Consider the following 24826-nt stretch of genomic DNA (forward strand, 5'->3'; position numbering starts at 1 on the left):
TCCGCCGTGGACTGTCAGCGCACAAGCTGCCAGATGCCTGTGGCCAGGTAGCCGACGCCCAGGGCCAGTACCAGGCGTTGCGTGATCTGCCGGAAGTTGGCGTCCGTCATGCGGTCAAGAACCAGGCGCGAGGCGCTGGTGCCCACGATCGCGCTGGCCACGAGGAGTACGGCCAGCCCCGCGCCCACCGGCTGGTTGGCGGTTGCGAGCAGCGTTCCGAAAAAAGCGATGCGCGTCCCATGGCTCACCACCTGCACGGCGGCCTTGGTCGAAACCACTTCATGGCGCGTCATGCCCGAGCGCACGAACCAGGTGTCCAGCAGCGGCCCTGAAACACCCGAGAGCATCTGCACGCCCATGCACACGACGCCGCAGGCAAAGGCGTGGCCGCGCCGATCGACATTGAGCTGCAGCGAGGGCGGCAGGAGCCAGGCGATGAAGGGCGTCGCCCCCAGCAAGAGCAGCACCACCGCATGGCTGAGGGTGACGCCGAGCGCCAGCAGAAGCACCACCACGGTGGCCGCGCCCACGGCATAGCCACGCAGCACGCGCCACTGGATGGAGCGCCGCCACAGCACGGCGCGCCAGCCGTTGGAAGCGAGCTGCGCAACGCCGTGGATCACCATCGCCTTCTCCACGCTCATGAGGGCGAGCAGGATGCCCATCAGCACCATGCCGCCTGCCATTCCGAAAATCCCGGAGAGGAAGGACGTGGCGATGACGGAGGTGGAGAGGATGAGCAGCATGGGGCGGATTCTGGCCACGCGTCATCCATCAGTAAAATGAATTGATTGCACTGACTGCTGAGAAATTGTCATGAAACTGGACGTGCTGGGCATGCAGGCCTTCGTGGGCGTGGCGACCTGTGGCAGCTTCGCGCGGGCGGCGGACATGCTGAGCGTGACATCGCCCGCGCTCACGCGCCGGTTGATGAACCTCGAATCGCAGTTGGGGGTGCAACTGCTGGAGCGCACGACGCGCTCCGTCTCGCTCACCGCCGCCGGGGCCAGCTTGCTGCCTCGGGCGCGCCAGTTGCTCGATGAACTGGCCGCCACTTTCAACGAAGTGAGCGGAACGGGGCTCTCGCAGCGCGGCACGGTGACGATTGCCTGCGTGCCCACCGTGGGGGTGCAGTTTTTGCCGGCGCTGCTGCGCGAATACAGCCAGCACCATCCCGACAACCGCGTGCGGATCCTGGACCACACCTCCCACGGCGTTGCGGAGGCGGTGCAGCGGCGGGAGGCCGAGTTTGGCATCAGCCTGGCCGACGTTCCTTTCTCCGACCTGGAGAGCACGCCGATCCTGAAAGACCGCTTCGCCCTCATTTGCAGGCGAGATCATCCGCTGGCGCGGCGGCGACAACTGCGCTGGGAAGAGTTGCAGCCCCACGCCTTGATCGTCCCTGGGGGCGGCAGCAGCAACCGGCCCGCGCTCGATGCGATCCTCGGGCCCCTGAACGCGAAGCTGCAGGCACTGTATGAGGTCCAGCGCAGCGCCACGGCCGTGGGCCTGGTGGCCGAGGGCCTGGGCGCGGCCATCGTGCCCGAGCTGTCGATACAGCCGGGGGCCTACCCGCAATTGCGGCTGGTGCAGCTGAATACGCCGGTTGTCGAGCGCACGTTCGTGCTGCTTCGCCGCAAAGGATCGGCCATGTCGCCGCCCGCCCGGGCGCTGCACGACCTCATCGTGCGCAGGGCGCGGCGCCTTTGAGGACCAGGGCCGCAGCCACCTGCTCCAGCCGGGCCAGTTGCCAGGCCTTCTCGGGCGCGAACGACGCAGGGTCGCCCACGGCCCCATAGCCGCCACTGCCATACACGGCCGCATAGGCCGCGTAGTCCGCCGCCTGCACGGCACGGCCGGCCAGGGCGTGCGCGACGGCGTAGCTGGCCGACACGGCGGCGTGGCCCACGCCGTCGAGCGAGTGCGAGCCCTGGTGGCTGTTGGCCAGCACGGCGGCCTGGCGCGCGGCCCCGTCCAGCGCGGCCCGGCTGGCCCGCCCCTGCACGTAGGCGGCCAGGGTGTCCAGGCAACGCACCACGGCCTCGTCCTCCAGCAGGTGGCGCACCCGCTCCGCGCAGGCGTGGGCAAATGCCAAGCGCAGCGCCTCGGGCTGGGGCACGCGGGCTTCGCTGGCTTGCAGGGCGGGGGTGAGGGCATCGGTCATCGCAAGTCGCTCCTGTATGGGGTCAGAGGATTTTGAGCGCCCTGCGGCGCATGCCGATCAGGCCCAGCGAACCGGCCAGGGCGGCCAGGCCCCACGGCCCCAGGGCGGGCACGGCGACGGTGCCGGAGGGTGCTGCGGGGGCGGGGCATCCGCCTCTGACAACGTTCGGGCTGCCCCACAAAGCGGCCTGCATCCGCACGCCCCCGGCCGCGTCTTCAAAGGTTCGGGTCTGGCCGGTGTTTGTCCGGAAAACGTAGTTCATGCCATTGGCCCACCAGTTCACCGCGCCGCCCGGGAGGCCGGTCGCGGCGTAATGGCCTGGCTGCGTGGGGCCAGCCGCACTGACTTCGGAAAACATCGTCAGCAAGTTGCCCGCCGCACCGGTGGTCACGCTGCCGACGGCATACGGCGGCACGCCAGCGAGGTTCTGAATGAACCGCACGTTTGCCGCGTTGTTCATGCTCCAGAAGACGCAGGTCAGGTGCCTGACCTCCCAGGTCTGGCTGTTCGAGGAGGCGCCGCCGTTGTCGAACACCAGGGTGACTTGGTACTTTTCGCCGTTGATGACGCCCGGAATCTGGGAGTTCTGGATGGTGCCTGCATAGGTCAGGCTGTAGGGCACAGCCTGGGCCTTGCCCGCGCTGGCGCAGGCGAGCGCGGCGGCCAGCAGCAGGCCGCAGGGATGGAGGTATGGCATGGTTGATATGGTGGGTTTTTGGGTTAAAATAGCCTCTAGCCCTTGTCCTGCAAGCGCAAGCAGCTATCAAAATGAAAGCAGATACATGGCTCAGGCACGGGGCGCGAACAGCACGTAGTCCGCCCGGTAGGCCATGCGCACGCGCTGGCCCAGGGTGGCGCTGGTGCAGCCGGTGGCGGGCGGCTGGCCGCCCACGGTGTGCAGGCGCTGCACGCTGGCCACGCGGCTGAAGGCGCCGGGCTGCGCCTCGGGCTTCGCGTCCAGCAGCAGCCAGGGGATGGCGCCGGCCGTGGGCGCGTCCATGCGGGCGCGCACGCTGCCGGTGAAGCGGCTACCGTCCGCGTGCTCCCAGAAGGGGCCTGCGCCGTGGCGGCCGGCGTGGCGGCCCTGGGCGTCGAACAGGTCGGCTTCTGGCGCGACGAAGGCCCAGGCGGGCGCGGCGTTGGCCGTGGCGCGGCACTCGTAGATCTGCACGCCGTGGGCGGCGAGCGCCATCAGGCGCTGCTGATCGGGCGGCGGGGTGATGGGCGCGGTGGTGGCGGCACAGCCCGCGAGGGCCGCACCGGCCAGCAGGCTTGCCAGGCGCGGTGTGGGTTGCATGGACTGCGCCTTCAGGCCACGGTGATGACGACTTCGGCGTATTCGCTGGGCACCACCAGGCCGCGCCCGTTGCCCACGTCGAACTCACCCAGCAGTGCGGTGATGTCGCGCTCCAGCGCGGCCTGGCCGGTGGCATCCAGCGCGGCAAAGGCCTTGTGCGTGGGGCCGTAGTAGTCGCGGAACACCTGCACGAAGTGCGCGGCCGAACGGTAGCGGAAGTTGAAGTGCTTGTGCTGCACCTGAATGCCCTGGGCGCGCGGGCCGAACAGCGCCACCAGGTGGGCCTCGGAGCCCCACAGCGCGGGCGAGCGCACGCCTGCGGGCGGCGCCACGTGCGCGCCGATCACCTTGAACAGGCGGCCGATGAAGCTGGCCGGCGTCCAGTTGGCCAGGCCGATGCGCCCACCCTTGCGCACCACGCGCGCCATCTCGCTCGCGGCGCGCTCGTGGTCGGGCGCGAACATCACGCCGAAGGTGGAGAGCACCGCGTCGAAGCTGCCCGCCTTGAAGGGCAGCGCCTCGACGTCGGCCACCTCGAAGTGCACGGGCAGGTGCTCGGCCTCGGCGCGCTGGCGGCCGCGCTCCAGCAGCGCGGGCACGTAGTCGGTGGAGGTGACCTGGGCGAAGCGGCGCGCTGCCGCCAGCGTGGCGTTGCCGTTGCCGGCGGCCACGTCCAGCACGCGCTCGTCGGCGCGCAGGTCCACGGCTTCGGCCAGCGATTCACCCACGATTTGCAAGGTGGTGCCGACGGCGGCATAGTCGCCGCTGGCCCAGGTGGCCTGCTGGCGCTGCTTGATGGCGGCGTAGTCGGGGGTTGCAGGAGCTTGTTGAACAGGAGCCGATTGGAGGGTGAGGGTCATGGTGATTTCCTTGGGTTTAGAGCGTGTCCGGCGCAACGTTGGCCGGTGTGTTGATGGTCGGCATTCGGGCGTTTGCGCACTTGACCCTGCGTCGCCGCGGCCTGCTCCAGCGTCCGCCATTGGCCTGCGGGGCGCGCCATGACGGCCGCCACTTCGCTCGACCCGCTGTCGGACGTGCTGCGCAGCGTGCGCCTGCGCGGCTCGGTGTTCTTCCATGCGAGCTGCCGCGCGCTGTGGGCCGTGTGGGCGCCGCCCGCGCGCGCGGCGGCGCCCATCCTCGCGCCCGGCGCGGAGCACGTGATGGCCTACCACCTGTTCGTGAAGGGCGGCGGCTGGATTGCGGTGGATGGCGAGCCGCCGCTGCAAGTGCGCGAGGGCGACGTGGTCATGCTGCCGCACGGCGACGCGCACATGGTCTCCAGCGCGCCGGGTTTGAAGGACGCGCCCGATGGCCGCTGGGTGCTGGACAAGATGGAGCCGGGCACGCCGCTAACGCTGTCGTTCTGCGGCGGCCTGCTGGAGATGGGGCAGATGCCGCGCGAGGAGGCCAGCACCATCATGGTGTGCGGCTTCATCGCCTGCGACCTGCGACCTGCGGCCCTTCAACCCGCTGGTCGGCGCCCTGCCCCGGCTGCTGCACCTGCCGGCCGATGGCGTGGGCGCCTGGGTGGCGCCGATGCTGGAGCAGGCAGTGTTCGAGTCGGGCGCGCACAGCGCGGGCAGCGCGGCGCTGCTGCAGCGCCTGAGCGAGATGGTGTTCGTCGATGGCGCGCGGCGCTACGTCAACGCGCTGCCGCCCGGCTCCGAAGGCTGGCTGGGCGCGCTGCGCGACCGGCACGTGGGCCGCGCCATCGCGCTGCTGCACGGCGACCCCGCGCAGGCGTGGACGCTGGAGGAACTGGGCCGCCGCGTGGGCCTGTCGCGCTCCGCGCTGCACGAGCGCTTCGTGGCGCTGACCGGGCTGGCGCCCATGCAGTACCTCGCCAACTGGCGCATGCAGTGCGGCGCGCGCCTGCTGCGCGAGGCGCCCACCAGCGTGGCGGCCATCGCGCTGGAGGTGGGCTACGACTCGGAGGCCGCGTTCTCGCGCGCCTTCAAGCGCGCCACCGGGCTGCCGCCCGGCGCCTGGCGGCGCGCGCAGGCCGCCAGCAATGCGGGCCAGCGCGGCGACGCGACCTGAACCGCGCGCACGTAGCGCTGCATCACGTCGGCCGGCACCTGGCTGCGCATGCGCGTGCCGTAGTCCAGGCGCGACCCGGCCAGCCACTGCATCAGGCGCGGGTGGGCCGACCAGCGCTGCCGGTTGGCGAGCGTGGCCGCCTGCATGGTGACCCAGTGCACGTCGTGCTGCGGCAGGGGGATGGGCACGCACAGCGGGTTGCGCGCCTGCGCGCCGCCGTCCACCAGGCACTCCACCGCGGCGGTGAATGCCGCGCTGAAGGATGGCGCGCACTGGCGCACCATCTGCAGGTGGATGGCGTGCTCGCCCTCGAACACGGGCACGCCGGGCCGGGATGGAATGCCGTCGGCCGTGCAGTCGATGAACAACTCGCCCGGCAGCACGTCGGCCGCACCCCGCTCCAGCACCAGCCGGTCCGGCGCAATCGCGCGCACGCGCCCGAGCCGCAGCACGCTGATGATGCGGCGCAGCTCGGCCAGCTCCGCCTGCGTGACGGTGGCGCAGCGGTAGCGCGTGGGCCGCACCGAGGCATCGAGCCGCAGCAACTGGCCCGTGGCCTCCAGCCGGTCGAACAGGTCGTCCAGCGAATCGGCCTGCGCCACGCACTCCATCTGCGCCGCCAGCGCGCCGAAGAAGCGCGGCAACTGCGCCACGCCGGGCTGCACGTTGGCGCGGTCGATGAACCAGGCGTCATGGGGAACAACCCAGCGGATGCGCGCGGGGTCGGTGCCGTTCTGCAGCAGCCACAGGCACGCGTCCATGCCCGTCTTGCCCGCGCCCACCACGGTGTAGCGCGGGTGGGGCCGGGCAATGCCGGGCAAGGCGTTGGGCGGCACGCAGCGCACGCCGGCCGACACGGCGTAGCGCGGCGGGTGCGTGGCAGGCACCTGCGTGCCGGTGAGCGTGGCGTGCACCAACTTGCGCCGCACCGTCACGGTGGTTTCACCGCCATCGAGCAGCGAGCGCAGCACCTGCCGCCCTTGCGCGTCCGCGCCCACGTGCTCCGCCATCGCCACAAAGCGCACCCGCCCCGAAGGCAGCAGCTTGCGGCGCAGCGCCTGCTCGAAATGGTCCAGCACCGCCTGGCCCGTGGCCATCTCGGCGAGGCCCTGGTTCGCGCCCGTCGCGTCGATGGCGTCGCCGCCCAGGGGCTGCGCGTTGAGGCCGTAGAACGCCGAAGGCTGGTGCAGGCGCACGAAGGGATAGGCGTCGTTCCAGTGGCCGCCGGGCCGGTGGTGCCGGTCCACCAGCGTGATGTGCGCGTCGTCGCTCAGATCGAACAGCGCGTCGGCGAAGGCCATGCCCATGGCGCCGGCGCCGATCACCAAATAGTCCGTCTCGATGTTTTCCATGGGGGCCGCCTTTCCGTGTTGAGGGTATGGCGGGATTGTGGAAACAGCGGCGCGAATGGGCCATGCGCGGGTGTCCGGGGTTCTTGCTCGGGCGTCCGGAAGGCGGGGTCCGGCAGGGCGTGGAAGCCGCTCAGCCGGACCGATCACCGGGCGCGGGCAGAGCCTGCACACGCTGGAGCAGGGCGTGCGCTTCATGCCCGGCAGGCAAGGGCGCCGGTGCCTGCTGGGCGAAGCGCGCGAGCAGGCGCCGCAGCACCTCGGCCTGGGGCTGCAGTGGGCCGAGGAACATGGCCTGCGCGCCATGGCCGATCAAGAGGGTGGGGAAGGTTTCGATGTCCAGCTCGCCCAGCGCCTGTGCCTCGTCCTCGATGTCCACCCAGGCGAACCGGACGCCGGGGAACTGCGCCCTCAATGCGTCGTAGGCCGGGCGGTACTGCCGGCAGGCGTCGCACCACTGCGCGCACAGGCACGCCACCTGCCAGCCGGGCGCTTCAGGTTGGGGCATCGCGTCGCGCGCCGTCCTCACTCGGCCTTGACGCCCGCGGCGCGGATCACCTTGCCCCACTTGGCCGTCTCGCTGGCGATGAAGGCATCGAACTCCTGCGGCGTGGAGCCGGACGGCACCACGCCCATGGCGTCGAGCCGAGCGCGGATCTCGGGCGCGCGGATGATGGCCGCCAGCTCGCTGGACAGGCGCTGCACGATCTCGCGCGGCGTGCCCGCCGGCGCCAGTACCCCGGCCCAGGTGCTGCCGGTGAAGCCGGCGAACCCCTGCTCGATGAAGGTGGGCACGTCCGGCAGCACCGGCAGGCGCCGGTCGCCCGCCACGCCGATGAGACCCACCTTGCCCGCCTTGCCCTGGTTGATGAGGCCGGTCGCCGCGTCGAAGAAGAGCTGGATCTGCCCGCCCATCAGGTCGGCCAGCGCGGGCGCCGCGCCGCGGTAGGGGATGTGGATCATGTAGGTGCCGGTAAGCGCTTTCCACAGCTCGGTGGTCAGGTGCGCCGCCGAGCCGTTGCCCGAGGAGCCGAAGCTCACCTTGCCCGGATTCGCCTTGGCGTGGGCGATCACTTCCTTGGCTGTCTTGAAGGGCGCGTCGTTGTTCACCGCCGCGACCAGCGGCGAGACGCCCAGCAGCGAGACGCCGAGCAGGTCCTTGGCCGGGTCGTAGGGCAGTTTGGGGTACAGCGTGGTGTTGGCGGCGTAGGCGGCGATCACCACGCCGAAGGTCTGGCCGTCCGGCGCGGCCTTGGCCACCGCGTCGACGCCGATCAGGCTGTTGGCGCCCGGCTTGTTGTCGATGATGACCGGCTGGCCGAGGCGCTGCGTCAGCCCGGCCTGCACCAGCCGCGCCATCTGGTCGGTGAAGCCGCCGGGCGTGTACGGCACGACGATGCGCACCGGCTTGGCCGGCCAGCCGGACTGGGCGAAGGCCGGCGCGGCGAGGGTGGCGCCGGCGGCGAGCGTGAACTGGCGGCGGTTGGGGCGGGAGGCGGTCATGGGCGTTGTCTCTTGGTGGTTGTGGCGTCCATTCTAGGAACCACGTCCCCCCCGAGGGCGGCTGCGGGCCGCGCCGCCACGCGCGCTCAGGTCAGCATGAACTCGTCCGGCCCCAGGCTGCGCGGCGGCGGCAGGGTTTCGCCCATCATCTCGCGCAGGGTGGCTTCGATGGTGGCCGACATGGCGTCGAGGGCGAGGTCGTTGGGCTCGGTGCCGAAGGGCTCCTCGATCTCCGCGGAGAGCGCCTCCAGCGCGAAGAAGGTGTAGGCGATGAAGGCGACGATGACCGGGGTCATCGGCCCGATGGAATCGACCAGCCCGAAGGGCAGCAGCACGCAGTACAGGTAGATGGTGCGGTGGATGATGACGGCGTAGGTGAACGGGATCGGCGTGCCGGCCAGGCGCTCGCAGCCGCCCAGGGCGTCGGTCAGGCGGCCGAGCGGCGCCTCCATGGCCTGCACCAGGGCCGGCGGCAGTTGCTCGGCCTGGCGGCGGCCTTGCAGCCATTCGCCGGCCATCAGCAGCAGCAGGGCCGGCTTGTAGCGCGCGGGTCGCAGGCGGGCGCAGTCGCCGGGCGGGAGCAGGCGCTCGAAGTCGGCGGCCGGATCGGTCTGGCGCAACTGGTGGCGCAGGGCATGCACGAAGGCGATCAGGCGCGTGGCCAGCAGCGCGACGTCCGGCCGCGAGTCGGTCAGCGTCAGCGCCTGCCGCACCAGCGTGCGCGTGTCGTTGAGCAGCGCGCCCCACAGCGTGCGGGCCTCCCAGTAGCGCGCGTAGCTGGTGCTGTTGCGGAACCCCAGGAAGATGGCCAGCGTCAGGCCGATGAGCGAGAACGGCACGAAGTTGAGCGGGATCTTCCACGCGAACAGACGGCCGTGCAGCGCGGTGACGAGGATGGCGAAGGCGGTGATGCCCAACAACTGCGGCGCGATGATGGGCAGGACCGAACCGCGCAGGACGAACAGCATGCGCAGCCAGTGCGGGCGCGAGCGGATGATCATGGGGCAGGGGGCCGCTTCGGCAGGGCGTCCAGGGGGGCGAAGTGGCTTTGGTGCTATATATTTAATAGCTTTTGGCGAGGTATTGGTGCGGGCTACAGGCACTTTTTACTTGAAAACGTCCCGCATCGCCGGCTACTTCAGCACGTCCCCCACGCACAAGTACTTCATCTCCAGGTATTCCTCGATGCCGTGCGTGGAGCCCTCGCGTCCCAGGCCGCTTTGCTTGACGCCGCCGAAGGGCACGTGCTCGGTGGAGAAGATGCCGGTGTTGATGCCGACCATGCCGTATTCGAGGCCCTCGCTCACGCGGGTGATGCGGCCGATGTCGCGCGCGTAGAAGTAGCTGGCCAGGCCGAACTCGGTGGCGTTGGCCGCGGCAATGGCTTCCTGCTCGGTCTGGAAGCGGAACACGGGGGCCAGGGGGCCGAAGGTTTCCTCGCGCGCCACCAGCATGGCGGCGGTGGCGCCGGAGATGACGGTGGGCTCGAAGAACTGGCCCTTGAGCCGCTTGCCGCCGGTGACGATCTTGCCGCCCTTTTTGACGGCGTCCTTGACGTGCTTTTCCACCTTGGCGACGGCGGCGCTCTCGATCAGCGGGCCCTGCGCCACGCCCTCGTCGAAGCCGTTGCCGACCTTCATGGCCTTGACGCTGGCGGCGAACTTCCTGACGAAGGCGTCGTACACGCCGTCCTGCACGTACAGGCGGTTGGCGCACACGCAGGTCTGGCCGGCGTTGCGGTACTTGCTGGCCATGGCGCCCTCGACGGCGCTGTCGAGGTCGGCGTCGTCGAACACGATGAAGGGCGCGTTGCCGCCCAGCTCCAGCGCCAGCTTCTTCACGGTGGGCGCGCACTGCGCCATCAGGAGGCGGCCGACCTCGGTGGAGCCGGTGAAGGAGAGGTGGCGCACGACGTCGCTCTCGCACAGCACGCGGCCGATGGCGGCGGCGTCGGTGCCGGGGACCACGTTGATGACGCCGGCGGGCACGCCGGCGCGCACCGCCAGTTCGGCGGCGGCCAGGGCCGTCAGCGGCGTCAGCTCGGCCGGCTTGATGACCACGGGGCAGCCGGCGGCGAGGGCGGGCGCCACCTTGCGCGTGATCATGGCCAGCGGGAAGTTCCAGGGCGTGATGGCGGCGCACACGCCGATGGGCTGCTTGATGACCGCCAGGCGCTTGTTGTTGTCGAAGGTGGGCAGGGTCTGTCCGTGCACGCGCTTGGCCTCCTCGGCGAACCACTCGACGAAGCTGGCGCCGTAGGCGACCTCGCCCTTGGCCTCGGGCAGGGGCTTGCCCTGCTCGGCGGTCATGAGGCGGCCCAGGTCGTCCTGGTGCGCCGTCAGCAGGTGGAACCACTTCATCAGGATGGCGTGGCGCTGCTTGGCCGTCAGCCCGCGCCAGGCCGGCCAGGCGTCGTTGGCGGCTGCGATGGCGGCCTTGGCCTCCTTGGCGCCCAGGTCGGCCACGTCGGCCAGTTTGCGGCCGGTGGCGGGGTCGATGACGTCGAAGCGCTGCCTGCCCTTGACCCACTTGCCGTTGACGAGGCCGTCGGTCTTGAGCAGGGTAGGGTCCTTCAGCAGGGCCAGCGGGGTGGCTTGGGCGTCCATGGGCGGTCTCCGGTTGATGCTGCGGCGATTGTAGGCAGCACGCCTGGATCTCAGAGCAGGGGCGAGGCCAGCCGCGCCACGGCCTCGAACAGCCGCTGGTGCGGCGGCACCGGGCGGTCCTTGGGCACCAACTGGCAGTGCGAGAGATCGGCGTCGAACGCCTCGGCCAGTTGGTGGTTGAAGCCGCGGTCGAACACCGCCGCCGCGACCTCGAAGTTGAGGCGGAAGCTGCGGTTGTCGAAGTTGGCGCTGCCGACCATGGCGTAGTGCCTGTCCACCACCAGCGTCTTGGCGTGGTACATGCGGCTGTGGTATTCGAACACCAGCACGCCGGCCTCCTGCAGCTCCTTGTAGTACGAGCGCGCGGCGGCGGTGACGATCATCGAGTCGCTCCGGTACGGCACGATGAGCTTGACCTGCACGCCGCGCAGCGCGGCGTTGGTCAGCGCCGTCCACGCCGGCTCGGTGGGCACGAAGTAGGGCGTGGCCAGCCAGATGCGCTCGCGCGCCATGCCCAGGGCGTCGATCATGGCGCGGTGGATGGCCTCGCCGTCGTTGTCGGGGCCGGAGGCGACGATCTGCACAGGCACGCCCGGCGTGGCGGGGGCCGCCTCGGCCGGGAGCAGGTCTTCGTCCTGCGCGGGGCTGCCGCCGGCATAGGTCCAGTCCTGCAGGAAGAGGTACTGCAGCCAGCGCACCGCGCCGCCGCGCATCAGCAGGTGCGTGTCGCGGTAGGCGGTGTCGGGCAGCACGCGCTCGTTCTCGTCGTCGGTGACGTTGATGCCGCCCAGCATGCCGGTGGCACCGTCGAAGACGGCGATCTTGCGGTGCGTGCGCAGGTTGACGAGCGGGCGGATGCGGTCCAGTCGTGTCGGGTGGAACACCGCGAACTGGCCGCCGGCGGCCAGGTAGTCGGCCAAGTGCTCCTGTCCGCGCCGGCTGCTCAGGCGCGGCGAGCCGATGGCGTCCACCAGCAGCCGCACGCGCACGCCGGCGCGCGCCCGCTCGGTGAGCGCCCGCAGCACCGCCTGGCCGGTGGTGTCGGGCTCGAAGATGTAGTACTCCAGATGGATGTGCGCGCGGGCCTGGCCGATCTCGCGCAGCAGCGCGTCCAGCGTGGCGCCGCCGTTCGTCAGCAGCGCCAGGTGCTGGCAGCTCGAGGGCGGCAGGCCGCAGGACTGCTCGATCAGCCGGGCGTGCTGCAGGGCCCAGAGGGGCGGCTCGGGGCGGTCGGCGCGCAGCGCCCGCATGTCCGCCTGCGACATCAGGGCGGCGCGGGTGTGCCAGCGCCGCAGGCGCTGGCGCTTGACGCGTTGCGGTCCGAAGTAGGCGTAGATGATCACGCCCACCACCGGCATCAGGTTGAGCAGCATGATCCACGCCAGCGTGGACACCGGCGCGCGGCGCTGCAGGATGACCCAGGTGGTGAGGAAGATGCTGGAGACGGTCCAGAGCCCGATCAGCCAGGTGGTCAGGGGCACACCCAGCAAGGTCCACTGCGACAGCCAGTGCCCCATCGCGTCGGCTTCTCAGGCGCGCAGGCGCCGCTGCCAGTCGTCGGCCGAGAAACCCACGCTGACGGCGCCGTCCGGCCATTCCACCACCGGGCGCTTGATGGTGCTGGGCTGCGCCAGCAACAAGGCCGCGGCGCTGCCGGCGTCCGCGACGGCGGCCTGCGCGGCGGGATCGAGCCGGCGCCAGGTGGTGCCCTGGCGGTTCAGCACCTTGTCCCAGCCCACGGCGTCGATCCAGCGCCGCAGGTGCTCGGGCGGCACGCCGTCTTTCTTGAAGTCGTGCAAGCGTGCCTCCACGCCGTGCCCGGCCAGCCACGCTCGCGCCTTCTTGACGGTGTCGCAGTTGGGAATGCCGTAGAGGGTGAGGGAGGGCGTTGCCATGGCGGGCGATGATGCCATGCGTCCGGTGCGTTGCGGTGACAATCCGCATCGTGATGAAAACGCTTGACGAATGGCTCGCGCACTGCGAGCGGCTGCACCCGGCGGCGATCGAACTGGGCCTGGATCGCGTGCGCGCCGTGGCCACCCGCATGGGTCTGCGCCTGGACTGCCCGGTGTTCACCGTGGCCGGCACCAACGGCAAGGGCTCCACCTGCGCCATGCTGGAGTCGATCCTGGCGGCGGCAGGCTACCGCACCGGCGCCTACACCTCGCCGCACCTGGTGCGCTTCGAGGAGCGCTGCCGGGTCCGCGGGCAGGCCGTGGACGCTTCTGAATTAATAGCGTCTTTCGAAAGCGTGGAGCGGGCCAGGGGCGAAATCTCCTTGACTTACTTCGAGTTCACCACGCTGGCGATCCTCGACGTGCTGGCGCGCGCCGGCCTGGACGCCGCGATCCTGGAGGTGGGCCTGGGCGGCCGGCTGGACGCGGTGAACATCATCGACACCGACTGCGCCATCATCACCAGCATCGACATCGACCACGCCGAGCTGTTGGGCGACACGCGCGAGCAGATCGGGCTGGAGAAGGCCGGCATCCTGCGCACCGACAGGCCCGCCATCGTCAGCGACCCGGTGCCGCCGCGGAGCGTGACCGACCGCGCGCTGGAGATCGGCGCCGACCTGTGGCGCCTGGGGCACGATTTCAACTACCGCGGCGACCCGCAGCAGTGGGCCTGGGCCGGGCGCGGCCGCCGCTACAGCGGGCTGGCCTACCCGGCGCTGCGCGGCGCCAATCAGCTCGTCAACGCCTCGGGCGTGCTGGCGGCGCTGGAGGCGCTGCGCCCGCGCCTGCCCGTGACCGCGCAGGCGGTGCGCAACGGCCTGGCGCTGGTGGAATTGCCGGGGCGCTTCCAGGTCGTGCCCGGCCAGCCGGCGCTGGTGCTGGACGTGGCGCACAACCCCCACTCGGTGGCGGCGCTGGCGCTCAACCTGGACGCGATGGGCTTCTATCCCGCCACGCACGCCGTCTTCGGCGCCATGGCGGACAAGGACCTGGCGCCCATGCTGGCGCGCATGGACCCGTTGGTCGACCACTGGTACTTCACCGACCTGCCCACCCCGCGCGCCGCGCCGGGGCGGGCGCTGCAGGCGGCGTGGCGCGCCGCCACGCGGCGCCAGGACGCGTCCTCCGAGGTGTTCGCCAGCCCCCGGGAGGCGCTGGACGCGGCGGCTGGCCGCGCGGGGGCGACTGATAGAATCGTCTGCTTCGGATCGTTCTACACCGTCGGCGGCGTGCTCGAACACGGCATTCCGCGCCTGCATGCCGGTGCCCCCGGCCGGGACGCTGGCGGCTGACCCAGGAATCCATGGCATTTTTCAAGTTCCGCCAGAGCGGCCAGTCACAGCCCGCGGCGCGCACCCGCGCCGATGAATCCGCTGCCGGCGGCCCCGCCGAGACCATCGAAAGCCTGCGCCGCCGCGCGCGCCACCGCCTGATCGGCGCCGCCGTGCTGGTGCTGGCTGCGATCATCGGTTTTCCGCTGCTGTTCGACACCCAGCCGCGCCCGGTGGCGGTCAACGCCCCCATCACCATCCCCGACCGCGACGGCGCCCGGCCGCTGCGCATTCCCGAGCCTGCCCGGGGCACCAGCGTGCCGGCGGCGTCCAGCCTGGACGACAAGGAAGAAATGGTGGCGCACGCCAGCCACGGTGCCGCTGCCGCGTCCAGGCCGGCCGACAAGTCCGATGCCCGCACCGAGAGCGCTGCCCAGGCGGAGGCGGCCGCCCGCGCGAAGCGCGAGGAAGAGGCCAGGGCCAGGCGTGACGAGGAGGTGCGGGCCCGGCGTGAAGCCGACGCCCGCGCCAAGCGCGAGGAGGCGGCGCGCGCGCGTGCCGCGCTCGAAGGGCGCCGTGCCGACAAACCCGTGGATGGCGCTGCCGACTCCGGCCGCTTCATCGTGCAGATCGGCGCCTTCGCCGAGGCCGAGAAGGTGCGCGAGGCGCGCCAGCAGGCCGAGCGTGCGGGCCTGAAGACCTACGTCCAGGTGGTGGACACCAAGGAAGGCAAGCGCACCCGCGTGCGCGCGGGCCCCTACGCCACCCGCGCCGAGGCCGAGAAGGCGGCGGCCGCGCTCCAGAAGGCCGGGCTGACGGGCGGCATCTACGCGCTCTGACATGACCCACCCCCGTGGCTCCACTCGCTGCGCGATGTTTCGCCTCCCCCCTCGAGGGGGCGCACCCACTGGCCGGGGGGACCCCGGCCACGGGTGCACTGGCGTGGCCTGCTCCGCGGCCATTCGACTCTTTGGGCTTCGTGGGCTTCGTGGGCTTCGTGGGCTCCATGGGCTGTGGGTGGCGCGCTGCGCCATGGTCGGCTGAACGGGTGGCCCGTGTCCGCCGTCGACTGGATCTGCCTGGGGGTGCTGGTGGCGTCGCTGCTGCTGGGCGCCTGGCGCGGCCTGCTGTACGAGGCGCTGGCGGTCGTGGGCTGGGTGTGCGCCTACCTGACCGCGCGCTGGTCGGCCGACGTCGTGGGCCGATGGCTACCGATGGGCGATTCGCCCCAGGGCGTGCGCTACGCGGCGGGCTTCGTGCTGGTGTTCATCGCCGTGGCGTTCCTGGGCGGCATGCTGGCCTGGGCCGCGCGCCATGCCGCCAAGGCGCTGGGCATGCGGCCGGTGGACCGGATCTTTGGCGCCGCCTTCGGCGTGCTGCGCGGCGTGTTGCTGCTGCTGGCCGTGGCGGCGCTCGCCGGCATGACGCCGGTCGGCCAGGCGGCGTGGTGGCGCGAATCGGCCAGCGTGCAATGGCTGCACATGGCCCTGCTGCAACTGCAGCCGCTGCTGCCCGAGGCTTTCGGCAGATACCTTTCGGCCTGACAATCCGGGATTGATCCCAACCTTCCTCTCGCAGGACACCCCCAACCATGTGTGGCATCGTCGGCGTCGTCAGCAACGCCCCCGTCAACCAGCTCATCTATGACGCGCTGCTGCTGCTGCAGCACCGCGGCCAGGATGCCGCCGGCATCGTGACCCAGCAGGATCGCAAGTTCTTCATGCACAAGGCCAGGGGCATGGTGCGCGACATCTTCCGCACGCGCAACATGCGCGCGCTGCCGGGCGCCAGTGGCCTGGGCCAGGTGCGTTATCCCACGGCCGGCAACGCCTACAGCGAGGAAGAGGCCCAACCCTTCTACGCCAGCGCGCCTTTCGGCATCGTGCTGGTGCACAACGGCAACCTGACCAACGCGCAGGCGCTGAAGGCCGAGCTTTATTCCACCGACCACCGCCACATCAACACCGAAAGCGATTCCGAGGTGCTGCTGGGCGTGCTGGCGCACGAGCTGGAGAAGGCCACGCGCGGCGCCGCGCTGGGCCCCGAGGAGGTGTTCGCCGCCGTGGCCGGCGTGCACCGGCGCGTGCGCGGCTCCTACGCCGTGATCGTGCACATCGCCGGGCGCGGCATGCTGGCTTTCCGCGATCCGTTCGGCATCCGGCCGCTGTGCTTTGGCCGCGGCGCCGACGGCGCGGTGATGGTGGCCAGCGAGACCGTCGCGCTGGAGGGTACGGGCCACACGCCGGAGCGCGACGTGGCGCCGGGCGAGGCGCTGTTCGTCACGCTGGAGGGCACCGTGCACGCGCGCCAGTGCGCAGCGCGGTCGCAACTGTCGCCCTGCATCTTCGAATACGTGTACCTGGCGCGGCCGGATTCGGTGGTGGACGGCATCTCGGTCTACCAGGCGCGGCTGAATCTGGGCGAGACGCTGGCCAAGCGGGTGGTCTCCATGGTGCCACCCGACCAGATCGACGTGGTGATCCCCATCCCCGAATCCAGCCGTCCCAGCGCCACCGAGCTGGCGCACTTGATCGGCAAGCCCTACCGCGAGGGCTTCGTCAAGAACCGCTACGTGGGCCGCACCTTCATCATGCCGGGGCAGGCCGTGCGCAAGAAATCGGTGCGGCAGAAGCTCAACGCCATCGCCAGCGAGTTCGCCGGCCGCAACGTGCTGCTGGTGGACGACTCCATCGTGCGCGGCACCACCAGCAAGGAGATCGTGCAGATGGCGCGCGAGGCCGGCGCGCGCAGGGTCTACATGGCCAGCGCCGCGCCGCCGGTGCGCTTTCCCAACGTGTACGGCATCGACATGCCGACCAAGGAAGAACTGGTCGCGCATGGCCGCAGCGTGGAGGAAATCCGCCAGATCATCGGCGCCGACGCGCTGATCTACCAGGACGTGGACGCCATGAAGCGCGCCGTGCGCCAGCTCAACCCGCAGGTGCACAACTTCGATGCCTCCTGCTTCGACGGCGTCTACGTGACCGGCGACATCACCGATGGCGACATCGCGCGCCTGAACCAGCAGCGCGTCAACGTGCACGACGAAGAAGAGTCGGCGCGCGCCTGAATTCACTCATCGACCCCCCCCCCACCACCACCTGCTTTTTTCGTCATGGCCAACCCACCTACCCCTTCCCGCGACCTGCCCGAAGGCTTGCACCCCGACACGCTGGCCGTGCGCGTCGCCATCGACCGCAGCCAGTACGGCGAGAACTCCGAGGCGCTGTACCTCACCAGCGGTTTCGTGCAGCCCGACTCGGCCACCTCGGCCGAGCGCTTCGCCAGCGGCCAGGGCTACACCTACGCGCGCACGTCCAACCCCACCGTGACCAGCTTCGAGCGGCGCCTGGCCGCCATGGAGGGCACCGAGGCCGCCATCGCCGCGTCCAGCGGCATGGGGGCCATCCTGCTGATGATCATGGGGCTGCTCAAGGCCGGCGACCACGTGGTGATCTCGCGCTCCATGTTCGGCTCCACGCTCAACCTGTTCTCCAAGGAATTCGCCAAGTTCGGCGTGCAGACCACGCAGGTGTCGCAGACCGACGTGGGCGAGTGGCGCGCCGCCGTGCAGCCCAACACCAAGCTGCTGTTCGCCGAAACGCCCACCAACCCGCTCACCGAGGTGTGCGACATCGCCGCGCTGGCCGAGATCGCGCACACCGCCGGCGCGCTGCTGGCGGTAGACAATGCCTTCGCCACCCCGGTGCTGCAAAAGCCGGCCGAGCTGGGCGCCGACATCGTCATGCACTCCGGCACCAAGTACCTCGACGGCCAGGGCCGCGTGATGGCCGGCGCGCTGTGTGGTAGCGCCCAGCTCATCACCGAGAAGTTCGCGCCCATCGTGCGCACCGCCGGCATGGTGCTGTCGCCCTTCAACGCCTGGGTGGTGCTCAAGGGCCTGGAAACGCTGGCCGTGCGCGTCAAGGCCCATTGCGAGCACACGCTCGCCGTGGCGCGCTGGCTGGAGGCGCAGCCGCAGGTGGCGCGCGTGTACTACCCGGCCTTGCCCTCGCACCCGCAGCATGAATTGGCCATGCGGCAGATGAACGGCCTGGGCGGCGGCGTGGTGACCTTCGAGCTGGCGGCAGGCAGCCCCGAGGCGGCGCGCGCCAGGGCCTTTCACGTCATCGACAGTTGCCGGCTGCTGTCCATCGCCACCAACCTGGGCGACACCAAGACCATCGTCAGCCATCCGGCCACCACCTCGCACGGCCGCTTGACCGAGGCGCAGCGCCTGGCCGCCGGCGTCAGCCAGGGCGTGATCCGCGTGGCCGTGGGGCTGGAGCACCCGGGCGACGTGCAGGCCGACCTGGCGCGCGGGCTCCAGAGTCTGCACGGCATCGCCTGAACTATTATTTTGATAGCTGTCGGCGTAGTTCTCACGCCGACCTGAGGCCAATTTGATTCGAAAATGACCGCTGCACCCCCCGCACGCACGCGCACCCGCTTCGCCCCCTCGCCCACCGGCTTCATCCACCTGGGCAACATCCGCTCGGCCCTGTACCCCTGGGCCTTCGCGCGCTCCACCGGCGGCGACTTCATCCTGCGCATCGAGGACACCGATCTCGAACGCTCCACCCAGGCCGCCGTGGACGTCATCCTCGAAGGCATGGCCTGGCTGGGCCTGGACCACGACGAAGGCCCGTACTACCAGATGCAGCGCATGGACCGCTACAAGGCGGTGCTGGCCGACCTGCAGGCCGCCGGCCAGGTCTACCCCTGCTACATGAGCGTGGCCGAACTGGACGCCCTGCGCGAGCGCCAGATGGCCGCCAAGCAGAAGCCGCGCTACGACGGTACCTGGCGCCCCGAGCCCGGCAAGACGCTGCCGCCCGTCCCCGCCGGCGTGCAGCCCGTGCTGCGCTTCAGGAACCCGCAGGGCGGCGTGGTGGCCTGGGACGACAAGGTCAAGGGCCGCATCGAGATCAGCAACGACGAGCTGGACGACCTCGTCATCGCGCGGCCCGACGGCACGCCCACCTACAACTTCTGCGTGGTGGTGGACGACATCGACATGGCCATCACCCACGTCATCCGCGGCGACGACCACGTCAACAACACGCCGCGGCAGATCAACATCTTTCGCGCCCTGGGCCAGGAGCCGCCCATTTACGCCCACCTGCCCACCGTGCTCAACGAGCAGGGCGAGAAGATGAGCAAGCGCAACGGCGCCAAACCCGTCACGCAGTACCGCGATGAGGGCTTCTTGCCCGACGCCATGGTCAACTACCTGGCGCGCCTGGGCTGGAGCCACGGCGACGACGAGATCTTCTCGCGCGAGCAGTTCCTGGAGTGGTTCAACCTCGACCACCTGGGCCGCAGCGCCGCGCAGTTCGACGAAGCCAAGCTGCGCTGGGTCAACGCCCAGCACCTGAAGGCCATGGACGACGCGGCGCTCGTCCCCTTGGTGGCCGGGCAGCTCGCTCGGCGCGGCGTCACCGCCGACGCGCGCCTGCCCGCCATCTGCGGCCTGTTCAAGGACCGCTGCGACACCACCGTGGCGCTGGCCGACTGGGCGCAGGCGTTCTACGCCGAGGTGAGCCCCACCGCCGAGGACTTGGCCAAGCACGTGACCGAGGCCGTCAAGCCGGCGATCGCCACGCTGGCCGACAAGCTGGCCGACGTGGAATGGACCGCCGCCGCCATCGGCGCCGCCCTCAAGGACACCCTGGCCGCGCACCAGCTCAAGATGCCGCAGCTGGCCATGCCCGTGCGCGTGCTGGTGCTGGGCACACCGCAGACGCCCTCGCTGGACGCCGTGCTGGCGTTGGTCGAACGCGAAAAAGTCATCCAGCGATTGCGCCTGGCTTGAAATTCGACATATAATTCGAGGCTCGACGCCCGAGAGGGGGTATAGCTCAGCTGGGAGAGCGCTTGCATGGCATGCAAGAGGTCATCGGTTCGATCCCGATTAGCTCCACCATCTCAAACTGTCGAGTCGGATCAGTTCCAAGGTTTTGACCCTATCGTCTAGAGGCCTAGGACATCACCCTTTCACGGTGAGTACCGGGGTTCGAATCCCCGTAGGGTCGCCAAGTTCGCAGCACTTGGCTCGCAAGAGCGCAAAAGCTGTCTGCCAGGAGTGGTAGTTCAGTTGGTTAGAATACCGGCCTGTCACGCCGGGGGTCGCGGGTTCGAGTCCCGTCCACTCCGCCAAAAATTGAACGGGTTACGCGCGCAAGCCGTAACCCGTTTTTCTTTGTCGCTTTAGCGAGTGGATGGGCGGTTACCCCATGGCGTCTGCTGCCGTTGACGAATTCATGCGCCTGGCACTGGCCCAGGCCGGGCGGGCGCGGCTGGTTTGCCCGCCCAACCCGGCGGTGGGCTGCGTGCTGGTCGGTACCGACGGATCGGTGATCGGCGAGGGCCACACCCAGGCCGTCGGCCAGGCGCATGCCGAAGTCATGGCCTTGCGGGATGCGGCGCGGCAGGGGCACTCGATCACGGGGGCGACCGCCTACGTCACGCTGGAGCCGTGCTCGCATCAGGGCCGCACGGGGCCTTGCTGCGACGCGCTCGTGGCCGCCGGCGTGCACAAGGTCGTGGCCGCCGTCGAGGATCCGAATCCGCGCGTGGCGGGGCAGGGCTTCGCGCGCCTGCGGGCCGCTGGCGTCGTGGTCGAGGTGGGGCTGGGCGCCGAGCCGTCGCGTGAACTCAACATCGGCTTCTTCAGCCGCATGCGGCGCGGCCAGCCTTGGGTGCGCATGAAAGCGGCCAGCTCGCTCGATGGCCGCACGGCGCTGCCCAACGGCGCGAGCCAATGGATCACCTCGGACGCCGCGCGCGAGGACGGCCACGCCTGGCGCGCGCGCGCCTGCGCGGTGCTGACCGGCATCGGCACGGTGCTGCAGGACGATCCGCGCCTGGACGTGCGGCTACCCGGCGCCACGCGCCAGCCGATGCTGGTGATCATCGACAGCCGTCTGGAAACGCCGCTGGGCGCCCGCCTGTGGGGCGCCGTGCCGCGCCCGTTGCTGATCTACACGGCGCAGACGGATGCGGCGCGCCAGCAGCCCTTGGCGGAGCGCGGTGCCGAGGTGGTGGCGCTGCCCGATGCGCGCGGCAAGGTGGACCTGACGGCCATGCTGCGGGATCTGGCGCGGCGCGAGGTCAACGAGGTCCACGTCGAGGCCGGCCACAAGCTCAACGGCTCCCTGCTGCGCGAGGGGCTGGTGGACGAGCTGCTGCTCTACCAGGCGCCCCTGCTGTTGGGGGAAGGGCAGGGCATCGCGGCGCTCGGACCGCTGGCCGAGCTGGCGCAAGGCACGCGCCTGGAGTGGCGAGCCGTGGACCACATCGGGCCCGACCTGCGCGTGCGGGCGCGCATGGCGGGCCGCGAGCCGTTCTGACGGCCCCGGCCGCGCGGCTTCAGGCTGCCGTGGCGGGCTGCTCCTCGCTCAGGAAGCGTTCGGCCAAGCACGCCCAGTAGGCCGCGCCGACGGCGACGTTGTCGTCGTTGAAGTTGTAGCCGGGGTTGTGCACCATGCAGGCGCCCGCACTGTCGCCCGCGCCGTTGCCGATCAGGAGGTAGCAGCCGGGCCGCTGCTCGAGCATGTAGGCGAAGTCCTCGCTGCCCGACACCGCCGGGCCATGAAGCGTGACCAGATCGGGCCCCAGCAGTTCGACCCCCACCGCGCGGGCAAAGTCGGTTTCCGCCACCGTGTTGACGAGCACGGGGTAGTTGCGCCGATAGTCCAGTTCGGCCTGCACGCCGAAGCTCTCGGCCTGCGCGGTCACCAAGGCGCGGATGCGCTGTTCGAGCAGGTCGCGCACCTCGCGGTCGAGCGCACGCACCGAGAGTTCCAGCGTCGCGCTTTGCGGGATGATGTTGTTGGCGCTGCCGGCGTGCAGGGAGCCCACGCTCACCACCGCCATCTTCAGCGGGTCGACGTTGCGCGACACCACGGTCTGCAGGGCCATCACGATGCTGGCCGCCGCGACCACCGGGTCGCGGGTCTCGTGCGGCAGCGCGCCGTGTCCGCCGACGCCGGTCAGTGTGATTTTCACGTGCTCGGACGAGGCCATGGCGGCGCCGTCGCGGAACACCAGCCGGCCCTGCGGATGGCCCGGCATGTTGTGCATCGCGAAGATGGCGTCGCAGGGGTACTTGTCGAACAAGCCCTCGTCCAGCATGCGCTTGGCGCCGCCCAGGCTTTCCTCCGCGGGCTGGAAGATCAGGTTCAGCGTGCCCGAGAAGCGGCCTTCCTGCGCCAGGTAGCGGGCCGCGGCCAGCAGCATGGCGGTATGGCCGTCGTGGCCGCAGGCGTGCATCACGCCGGCGTGGCGGCTCTCGTAGTCCAGGCCCGTGGCCTCGTGGATCGGCAGCGCGTCCATGTCGGCGCGGATGCCGAGCCGGCGCCGGCCTTCGCCCCGCTGGAGGCGCCCCACGACGCCGGTGCCGCCGAGGCCACGCTCGACCTCGTAGCCCCATTGCGCCAACTGGCGTGCGACCAGTTCGCTGGTGCGGTGCTCCTCGTAACCCAGCTCCGGGTGCTGGTGGATGTCCTGGCGGATGCGCACGAACTCCTGTGCGTGCCGATGCATGTACTCAAGATGATGTGACATGGGGTGACGCCTTGCTATTGGGCTTGCACGCCGACCGACTTGGCCAGCGTGCGGTAGCGCCCGGTTTCGGCCTCGAAGAACTTCGTGAGCTCCTGCGGGGACATCCTCGGCGTCTCCAGCAGGCTCTGCGCTTCGCCATACGCGCGCACGCCCCCATCTGCCCTGGACTCATCGCTGGCCTTGTGCAGGCGCTGCACCGCGTCCTCGGGCGTGCCCTTCTTGACGAAGAGGCCACCCCAGACCGTGAAGTCGAAATTCTTGAGCTGCGTGCTCTCGCCGACGGTGGGAAACTGCTTGAGCAATTCCGGACGGGTGGCGCCCAGGCTGGCCAGGATCTTGAAGCGGCCCTGCTCGGCCATCGCGCCGGTGGAGGCCTGGAAGGGCACGATCGTGAAATCGACTTGGCCGCCGCCCAGGTCCTGCAGCAGCGGCGCGACGCCCTTGTAAGGGACGTGGGTCAGTTTGGCGCCTGCGCGCTGCCCCATGTGTTCGCTGATGAGGTGGTAGAGCGAGCCCACGCCGACGCTGCCATAGCTCAATGGCTTGCTTGCGGCGCTGGACTTGCGGGCGAGGGCGACGAACTCGTCCACGGAGTTGGCGGGCAGATCCTTGCGTACCACCAGTATCAAGGAGCCGTAGGTGAGCAGTTGCGCCAGCCGGAAGTCCTCCGGCTTGAACTTGATCGCCGGATTGACCAGCGGCGAGACGATCAGTTCGTTGGGCGAGCCCAGGAACAGGTAGTAGCCGTCGGCCGGCGCCGCCAGCACCTTCTGAGCGGCGATGCCGCCGCTGACCCCGCCCAGGTTCTCGACCAGCATTGGCTGGCCTAGCTTGGCCTGCATCGGGGTCGTGTAGGCGCGCGCCAGGCCGTCCGAGGGCCCTCCCGCAGGGTAGGGCACCATCACCATGACCGGCTTGGTCGGATACGGGGCGGCCAGCGTGGCGGTGCACAGCAGGGCGGCAAACAGGCCGCACAGTCGTTTGATCAGTCTCATCAGGTCTCCAGGTTTGGAAGTCATTGTGGTCACCCGAGCGGAGGCGGGACGGCTGCGTCTCGTCACCGGTCCTTGGGTCCAGCGCAGTCTACGTCCCGGATGGCGGCAGGTAAAATTCATCTTTCTCCTGATTTGAATTACCAAAAATCATTCATGCCCGGAAGCAGATGAACCTCGGCCAGTTGCATCACCTGCTTGCGTTGGCGGAGACGGGGTCGTTCAGCCGCGCCGCCGAGCGACTGCACCTGACGCAGCCCGCGCTCAGCCGCAGCATCCTGGCGCTGGAGGAGGAGCTGGGCCTGAAGCTGGTGGACCGTGTCGGCAAGCGTAACGAACTCACCCCCTTCGGCCGCGGCGTCGTCGAGCGCGCGCGCCGCATCGTGCTCGAAACCTCCGAGCTGAGCCGCAGCGCCAAGCTGCACCAGGACGGGTCGAGCGGGCCCGTCCACCTCGGCCTCGGCGCCACGCCCGGCGCCGTGCTCACGGTGCCGCTGCTGACCCACCTGGTGCGCCACCACCCGCGCCTCAAGGTCGTGGTTTCGAGCGGTCCCGTGGAGATGCAGTTGCAGGCGCTGCGCGCGCGTACCCTGGACGCTCTGATCGTGGACGCGCGGGCCGTGCCGCCCGCGGACGACCTGCGCATCGAAGGACTGCCGCCGATGCGCGCCGGCCTTTGCTGCCGGCGCGGCCATCCCTTGCTGGCCGAGCGTAGCCTGGGCTTCGCCGCGCTCAGCCGTTATCCGATCGCCGCCACGCCCTTGAACGACGAGTCGGCGCGCCAGCTGATCCAGAGCTTCGGCGCCGGCGCCCATCCAGACCGCTTCGTCACGGTGCAGTGCGAGAACATCGGCAACCTGCTGGAGACGGTGCGCCAGACCGACGCGATCTTTCTAGGTGTACTGGCCGCGGCGCGGGCACTGCTCGACCAGGGCCAATTGGTCGAATTGCAGCCGCACCCGCCGCTCAGGGCCGACGGCAGCTATGCCTTGGTGACGCTGGCCGGCCGGACCGAGGCGCCGGTGCTGCAGGCCGTGCGCGCCACGATTGACCAATGGATGCGCGACTGAGCTTGCTG

General features: G+C 70.3%; 24 protein-coding genes, 3 tRNA genes and 1 pseudogene. 14 read left to right on the top strand and 14 right to left on the bottom strand.

What is annotated here, in order from left to right; all coding sequences use genetic code 11:
• Positions 1-14: 14 nt before the first annotated feature.
• Positions 15-746, bottom strand: a complete 732-nt coding sequence (locus IPG65_RS10800) for a sulfite exporter TauE/SafE family protein (protein ID WP_293189289.1) — start codon at positions 744-746, stop codon at positions 15-17.
• 70 nt (positions 747-816) lie between these two features.
• Between IPG65_RS10800 and IPG65_RS10805 the strand changes: the two genes are divergently transcribed.
• Positions 817-1710, top strand: coding sequence for a LysR family transcriptional regulator (locus IPG65_RS10805; protein ID WP_293189291.1), 894 nt, complete (start codon positions 817-819; stop codon positions 1708-1710).
• On the opposite strand, the gene IPG65_RS10810 is transcribed toward IPG65_RS10805, so the two are convergent.
• The 4 genes from IPG65_RS10810 to IPG65_RS10825 form a co-directional block, all read right to left on the bottom strand.
• Positions 1682-2164 (bottom strand): hypothetical protein, encoded by a 483-nt coding sequence (locus IPG65_RS10810; protein WP_293189293.1) that lies wholly within the window; start codon positions 2162-2164, stop codon positions 1682-1684. The genes IPG65_RS10805 and IPG65_RS10810 overlap by 29 nt on opposite strands.
• A gap of 22 nt (positions 2165-2186) precedes the next feature.
• Positions 2187-2861 (bottom strand): hypothetical protein, encoded by a 675-nt coding sequence (locus tag IPG65_RS10815; RefSeq protein ID WP_293189295.1) that lies wholly within the window; start codon positions 2859-2861, stop codon positions 2187-2189.
• A 90-nt stretch (positions 2862-2951) separates the two neighbouring features.
• Complete coding sequence (locus IPG65_RS10820; RefSeq protein ID WP_293189297.1) at positions 2952-3461, bottom strand: DUF3455 domain-containing protein; 510 nt, start codon at positions 3459-3461, stop codon at positions 2952-2954.
• 11 nt (positions 3462-3472) lie between these two features.
• Positions 3473-4321: a class I SAM-dependent methyltransferase gene (locus tag IPG65_RS10825; RefSeq protein WP_293189299.1), complete on the bottom strand. Its 849-nt coding sequence runs from the start codon at positions 4319-4321 to the stop codon at positions 3473-3475.
• 138 nt (positions 4322-4459) lie between these two features.
• Here IPG65_RS10825 and IPG65_RS10830 point away from each other — a divergent pair.
• Both IPG65_RS10830 and IPG65_RS10835 read left to right on the top strand, forming a co-directional pair.
• Positions 4460-4834, top strand: a pseudogene (locus IPG65_RS10830) (cupin domain-containing protein); the annotation flags it as partial.
• A 127-nt stretch (positions 4835-4961) separates the two neighbouring features.
• The gene (locus tag IPG65_RS10835; RefSeq protein WP_293190063.1) at positions 4962-5501 is read left to right on the top strand and encodes an AraC family transcriptional regulator; all 540 of its coding nucleotides are present in this window, start codon (positions 4962-4964) and stop codon (positions 5499-5501) included.
• Here the strand turns inward: IPG65_RS10835 and IPG65_RS10840 are convergent.
• The 7 genes from IPG65_RS10840 to IPG65_RS10870 form a co-directional block, all read right to left on the bottom strand.
• The gene (locus IPG65_RS10840) at positions 5384-6853 is read right to left on the bottom strand and encodes an NAD(P)-binding protein (protein ID WP_293189301.1); all 1470 of its coding nucleotides are present in this window, start codon (positions 6851-6853) and stop codon (positions 5384-5386) included. The two genes, IPG65_RS10835 and IPG65_RS10840, sit on opposite strands and share 118 nt — an antisense overlap.
• 130 nt (positions 6854-6983) lie before the next feature.
• The gene (locus tag IPG65_RS10845; protein ID WP_293189303.1) at positions 6984-7358 is read right to left on the bottom strand and encodes a thioredoxin family protein; all 375 of its coding nucleotides are present in this window, start codon (positions 7356-7358) and stop codon (positions 6984-6986) included.
• A 17-nt stretch (positions 7359-7375) separates the two neighbouring features.
• The gene (locus IPG65_RS10850) at positions 7376-8353 is read right to left on the bottom strand and encodes a tripartite tricarboxylate transporter substrate binding protein (RefSeq protein WP_293189305.1); all 978 of its coding nucleotides are present in this window, start codon (positions 8351-8353) and stop codon (positions 7376-7378) included.
• An 86-nt stretch (positions 8354-8439) separates the two neighbouring features.
• Positions 8440-9354 carry a bestrophin family protein gene (locus IPG65_RS10855; protein ID WP_293189307.1) on the bottom strand — a complete coding sequence of 305 codons (915 nt, stop codon included), beginning with the start codon at positions 9352-9354 and terminating at the stop codon, positions 8440-8442.
• A 132-nt stretch (positions 9355-9486) separates the two neighbouring features.
• Positions 9487-10959 (bottom strand): NAD-dependent succinate-semialdehyde dehydrogenase, encoded by a 1473-nt coding sequence (locus IPG65_RS10860; protein WP_293189309.1) that lies wholly within the window; start codon positions 10957-10959, stop codon positions 9487-9489.
• Positions 10960-11009: 50 nt separating this feature from the next.
• Positions 11010-12476: a cardiolipin synthase gene (cls, locus tag IPG65_RS10865; protein ID WP_293189311.1), complete on the bottom strand. Its 1467-nt coding sequence runs from the start codon at positions 12474-12476 to the stop codon at positions 11010-11012.
• A 12-nt stretch (positions 12477-12488) separates the two neighbouring features.
• Positions 12489-12854 (bottom strand): ArsC family reductase, encoded by a 366-nt coding sequence (locus tag IPG65_RS10870; protein ID WP_293189313.1) that lies wholly within the window; start codon positions 12852-12854, stop codon positions 12489-12491.
• Between the two features lie 41 nt (positions 12855-12895).
• Here IPG65_RS10870 and folC point away from each other — a divergent pair, with 41 nt between their 5' ends.
• From folC to ribD, 10 genes are all read left to right on the top strand, one after another.
• Positions 12896-14209 carry a bifunctional tetrahydrofolate synthase/dihydrofolate synthase gene (gene folC, locus IPG65_RS10875; protein ID WP_366820535.1) on the top strand — a complete coding sequence of 438 codons (1314 nt, stop codon included), beginning with the start codon at positions 12896-12898 and terminating at the stop codon, positions 14207-14209.
• Positions 14210-14220: 11 nt separating this feature from the next.
• Complete coding sequence (locus tag IPG65_RS10880) at positions 14221-15027, top strand: SPOR domain-containing protein (protein ID WP_293189317.1); 807 nt, start codon at positions 14221-14223, stop codon at positions 15025-15027.
• A 216-nt stretch (positions 15028-15243) separates the two neighbouring features.
• On the top strand, positions 15244-15732 hold the full coding sequence (locus IPG65_RS10885; protein WP_293189319.1) for a CvpA family protein: 489 nt from the start codon (positions 15244-15246) through the stop codon (positions 15730-15732).
• 47 nt (positions 15733-15779) lie between these two features.
• Positions 15780-17258, top strand: coding sequence for an amidophosphoribosyltransferase (purF, locus tag IPG65_RS10890; RefSeq protein ID WP_293189321.1), 1479 nt, complete (start codon positions 15780-15782; stop codon positions 17256-17258).
• Between the two features lie 45 nt (positions 17259-17303).
• On the top strand, positions 17304-18539 hold the full coding sequence (locus IPG65_RS10895; RefSeq protein WP_293189323.1) for an O-succinylhomoserine sulfhydrylase: 1236 nt from the start codon (positions 17304-17306) through the stop codon (positions 18537-18539).
• 63 nt (positions 18540-18602) lie between these two features.
• On the top strand, positions 18603-20003 hold the full coding sequence (gene gltX / locus IPG65_RS10900; RefSeq protein WP_293189325.1) for a glutamate--tRNA ligase: 1401 nt from the start codon (positions 18603-18605) through the stop codon (positions 20001-20003).
• 35 nt (positions 20004-20038) lie between these two features.
• Positions 20039-20114: transfer RNA gene (locus IPG65_RS10905), tRNA-Ala, on the top strand.
• 36 nt (positions 20115-20150) lie between these two features.
• A tRNA-Glu gene (locus IPG65_RS10910) sits at positions 20151-20226 on the top strand.
• 44 nt (positions 20227-20270) lie between these two features.
• Positions 20271-20347: transfer RNA gene (locus IPG65_RS10915), tRNA-Asp, on the top strand.
• Between the two features lie 104 nt (positions 20348-20451).
• On the top strand, positions 20452-21540 hold the full coding sequence (gene ribD, locus IPG65_RS10920) for a bifunctional diaminohydroxyphosphoribosylaminopyrimidine deaminase/5-amino-6-(5-phosphoribosylamino)uracil reductase RibD (protein WP_293190065.1): 1089 nt from the start codon (positions 20452-20454) through the stop codon (positions 21538-21540).
• Positions 21541-21559: 19 nt separating this feature from the next.
• On the opposite strand, the gene IPG65_RS10925 is transcribed toward ribD, so the two are convergent.
• Together IPG65_RS10925 and IPG65_RS10930 are read right to left on the bottom strand one after the other, a co-directional pair.
• Positions 21560-22756, bottom strand: coding sequence for a M20 aminoacylase family protein (locus IPG65_RS10925; RefSeq protein WP_293189327.1), 1197 nt, complete (start codon positions 22754-22756; stop codon positions 21560-21562).
• 14 nt (positions 22757-22770) lie between these two features.
• Positions 22771-23751, bottom strand: a complete 981-nt coding sequence (locus IPG65_RS10930) for a tripartite tricarboxylate transporter substrate binding protein (protein ID WP_293189329.1) — start codon at positions 23749-23751, stop codon at positions 22771-22773.
• A gap of 167 nt (positions 23752-23918) precedes the next feature.
• On the opposite strand from IPG65_RS10930, the gene IPG65_RS10935 reads away from it, so the two are divergent.
• On the top strand, positions 23919-24818 hold the full coding sequence (locus IPG65_RS10935; RefSeq protein WP_293189331.1) for a LysR family transcriptional regulator: 900 nt from the start codon (positions 23919-23921) through the stop codon (positions 24816-24818).
• The last annotated feature ends 8 nt before the right edge of the window (positions 24819-24826 follow it).

The sequence above is a fragment of the Ottowia sp. genome (assembly GCF_016703145.1).
Lineage (GTDB): Bacteria > Pseudomonadota > Gammaproteobacteria > Burkholderiales > Burkholderiaceae_C > Ottowia.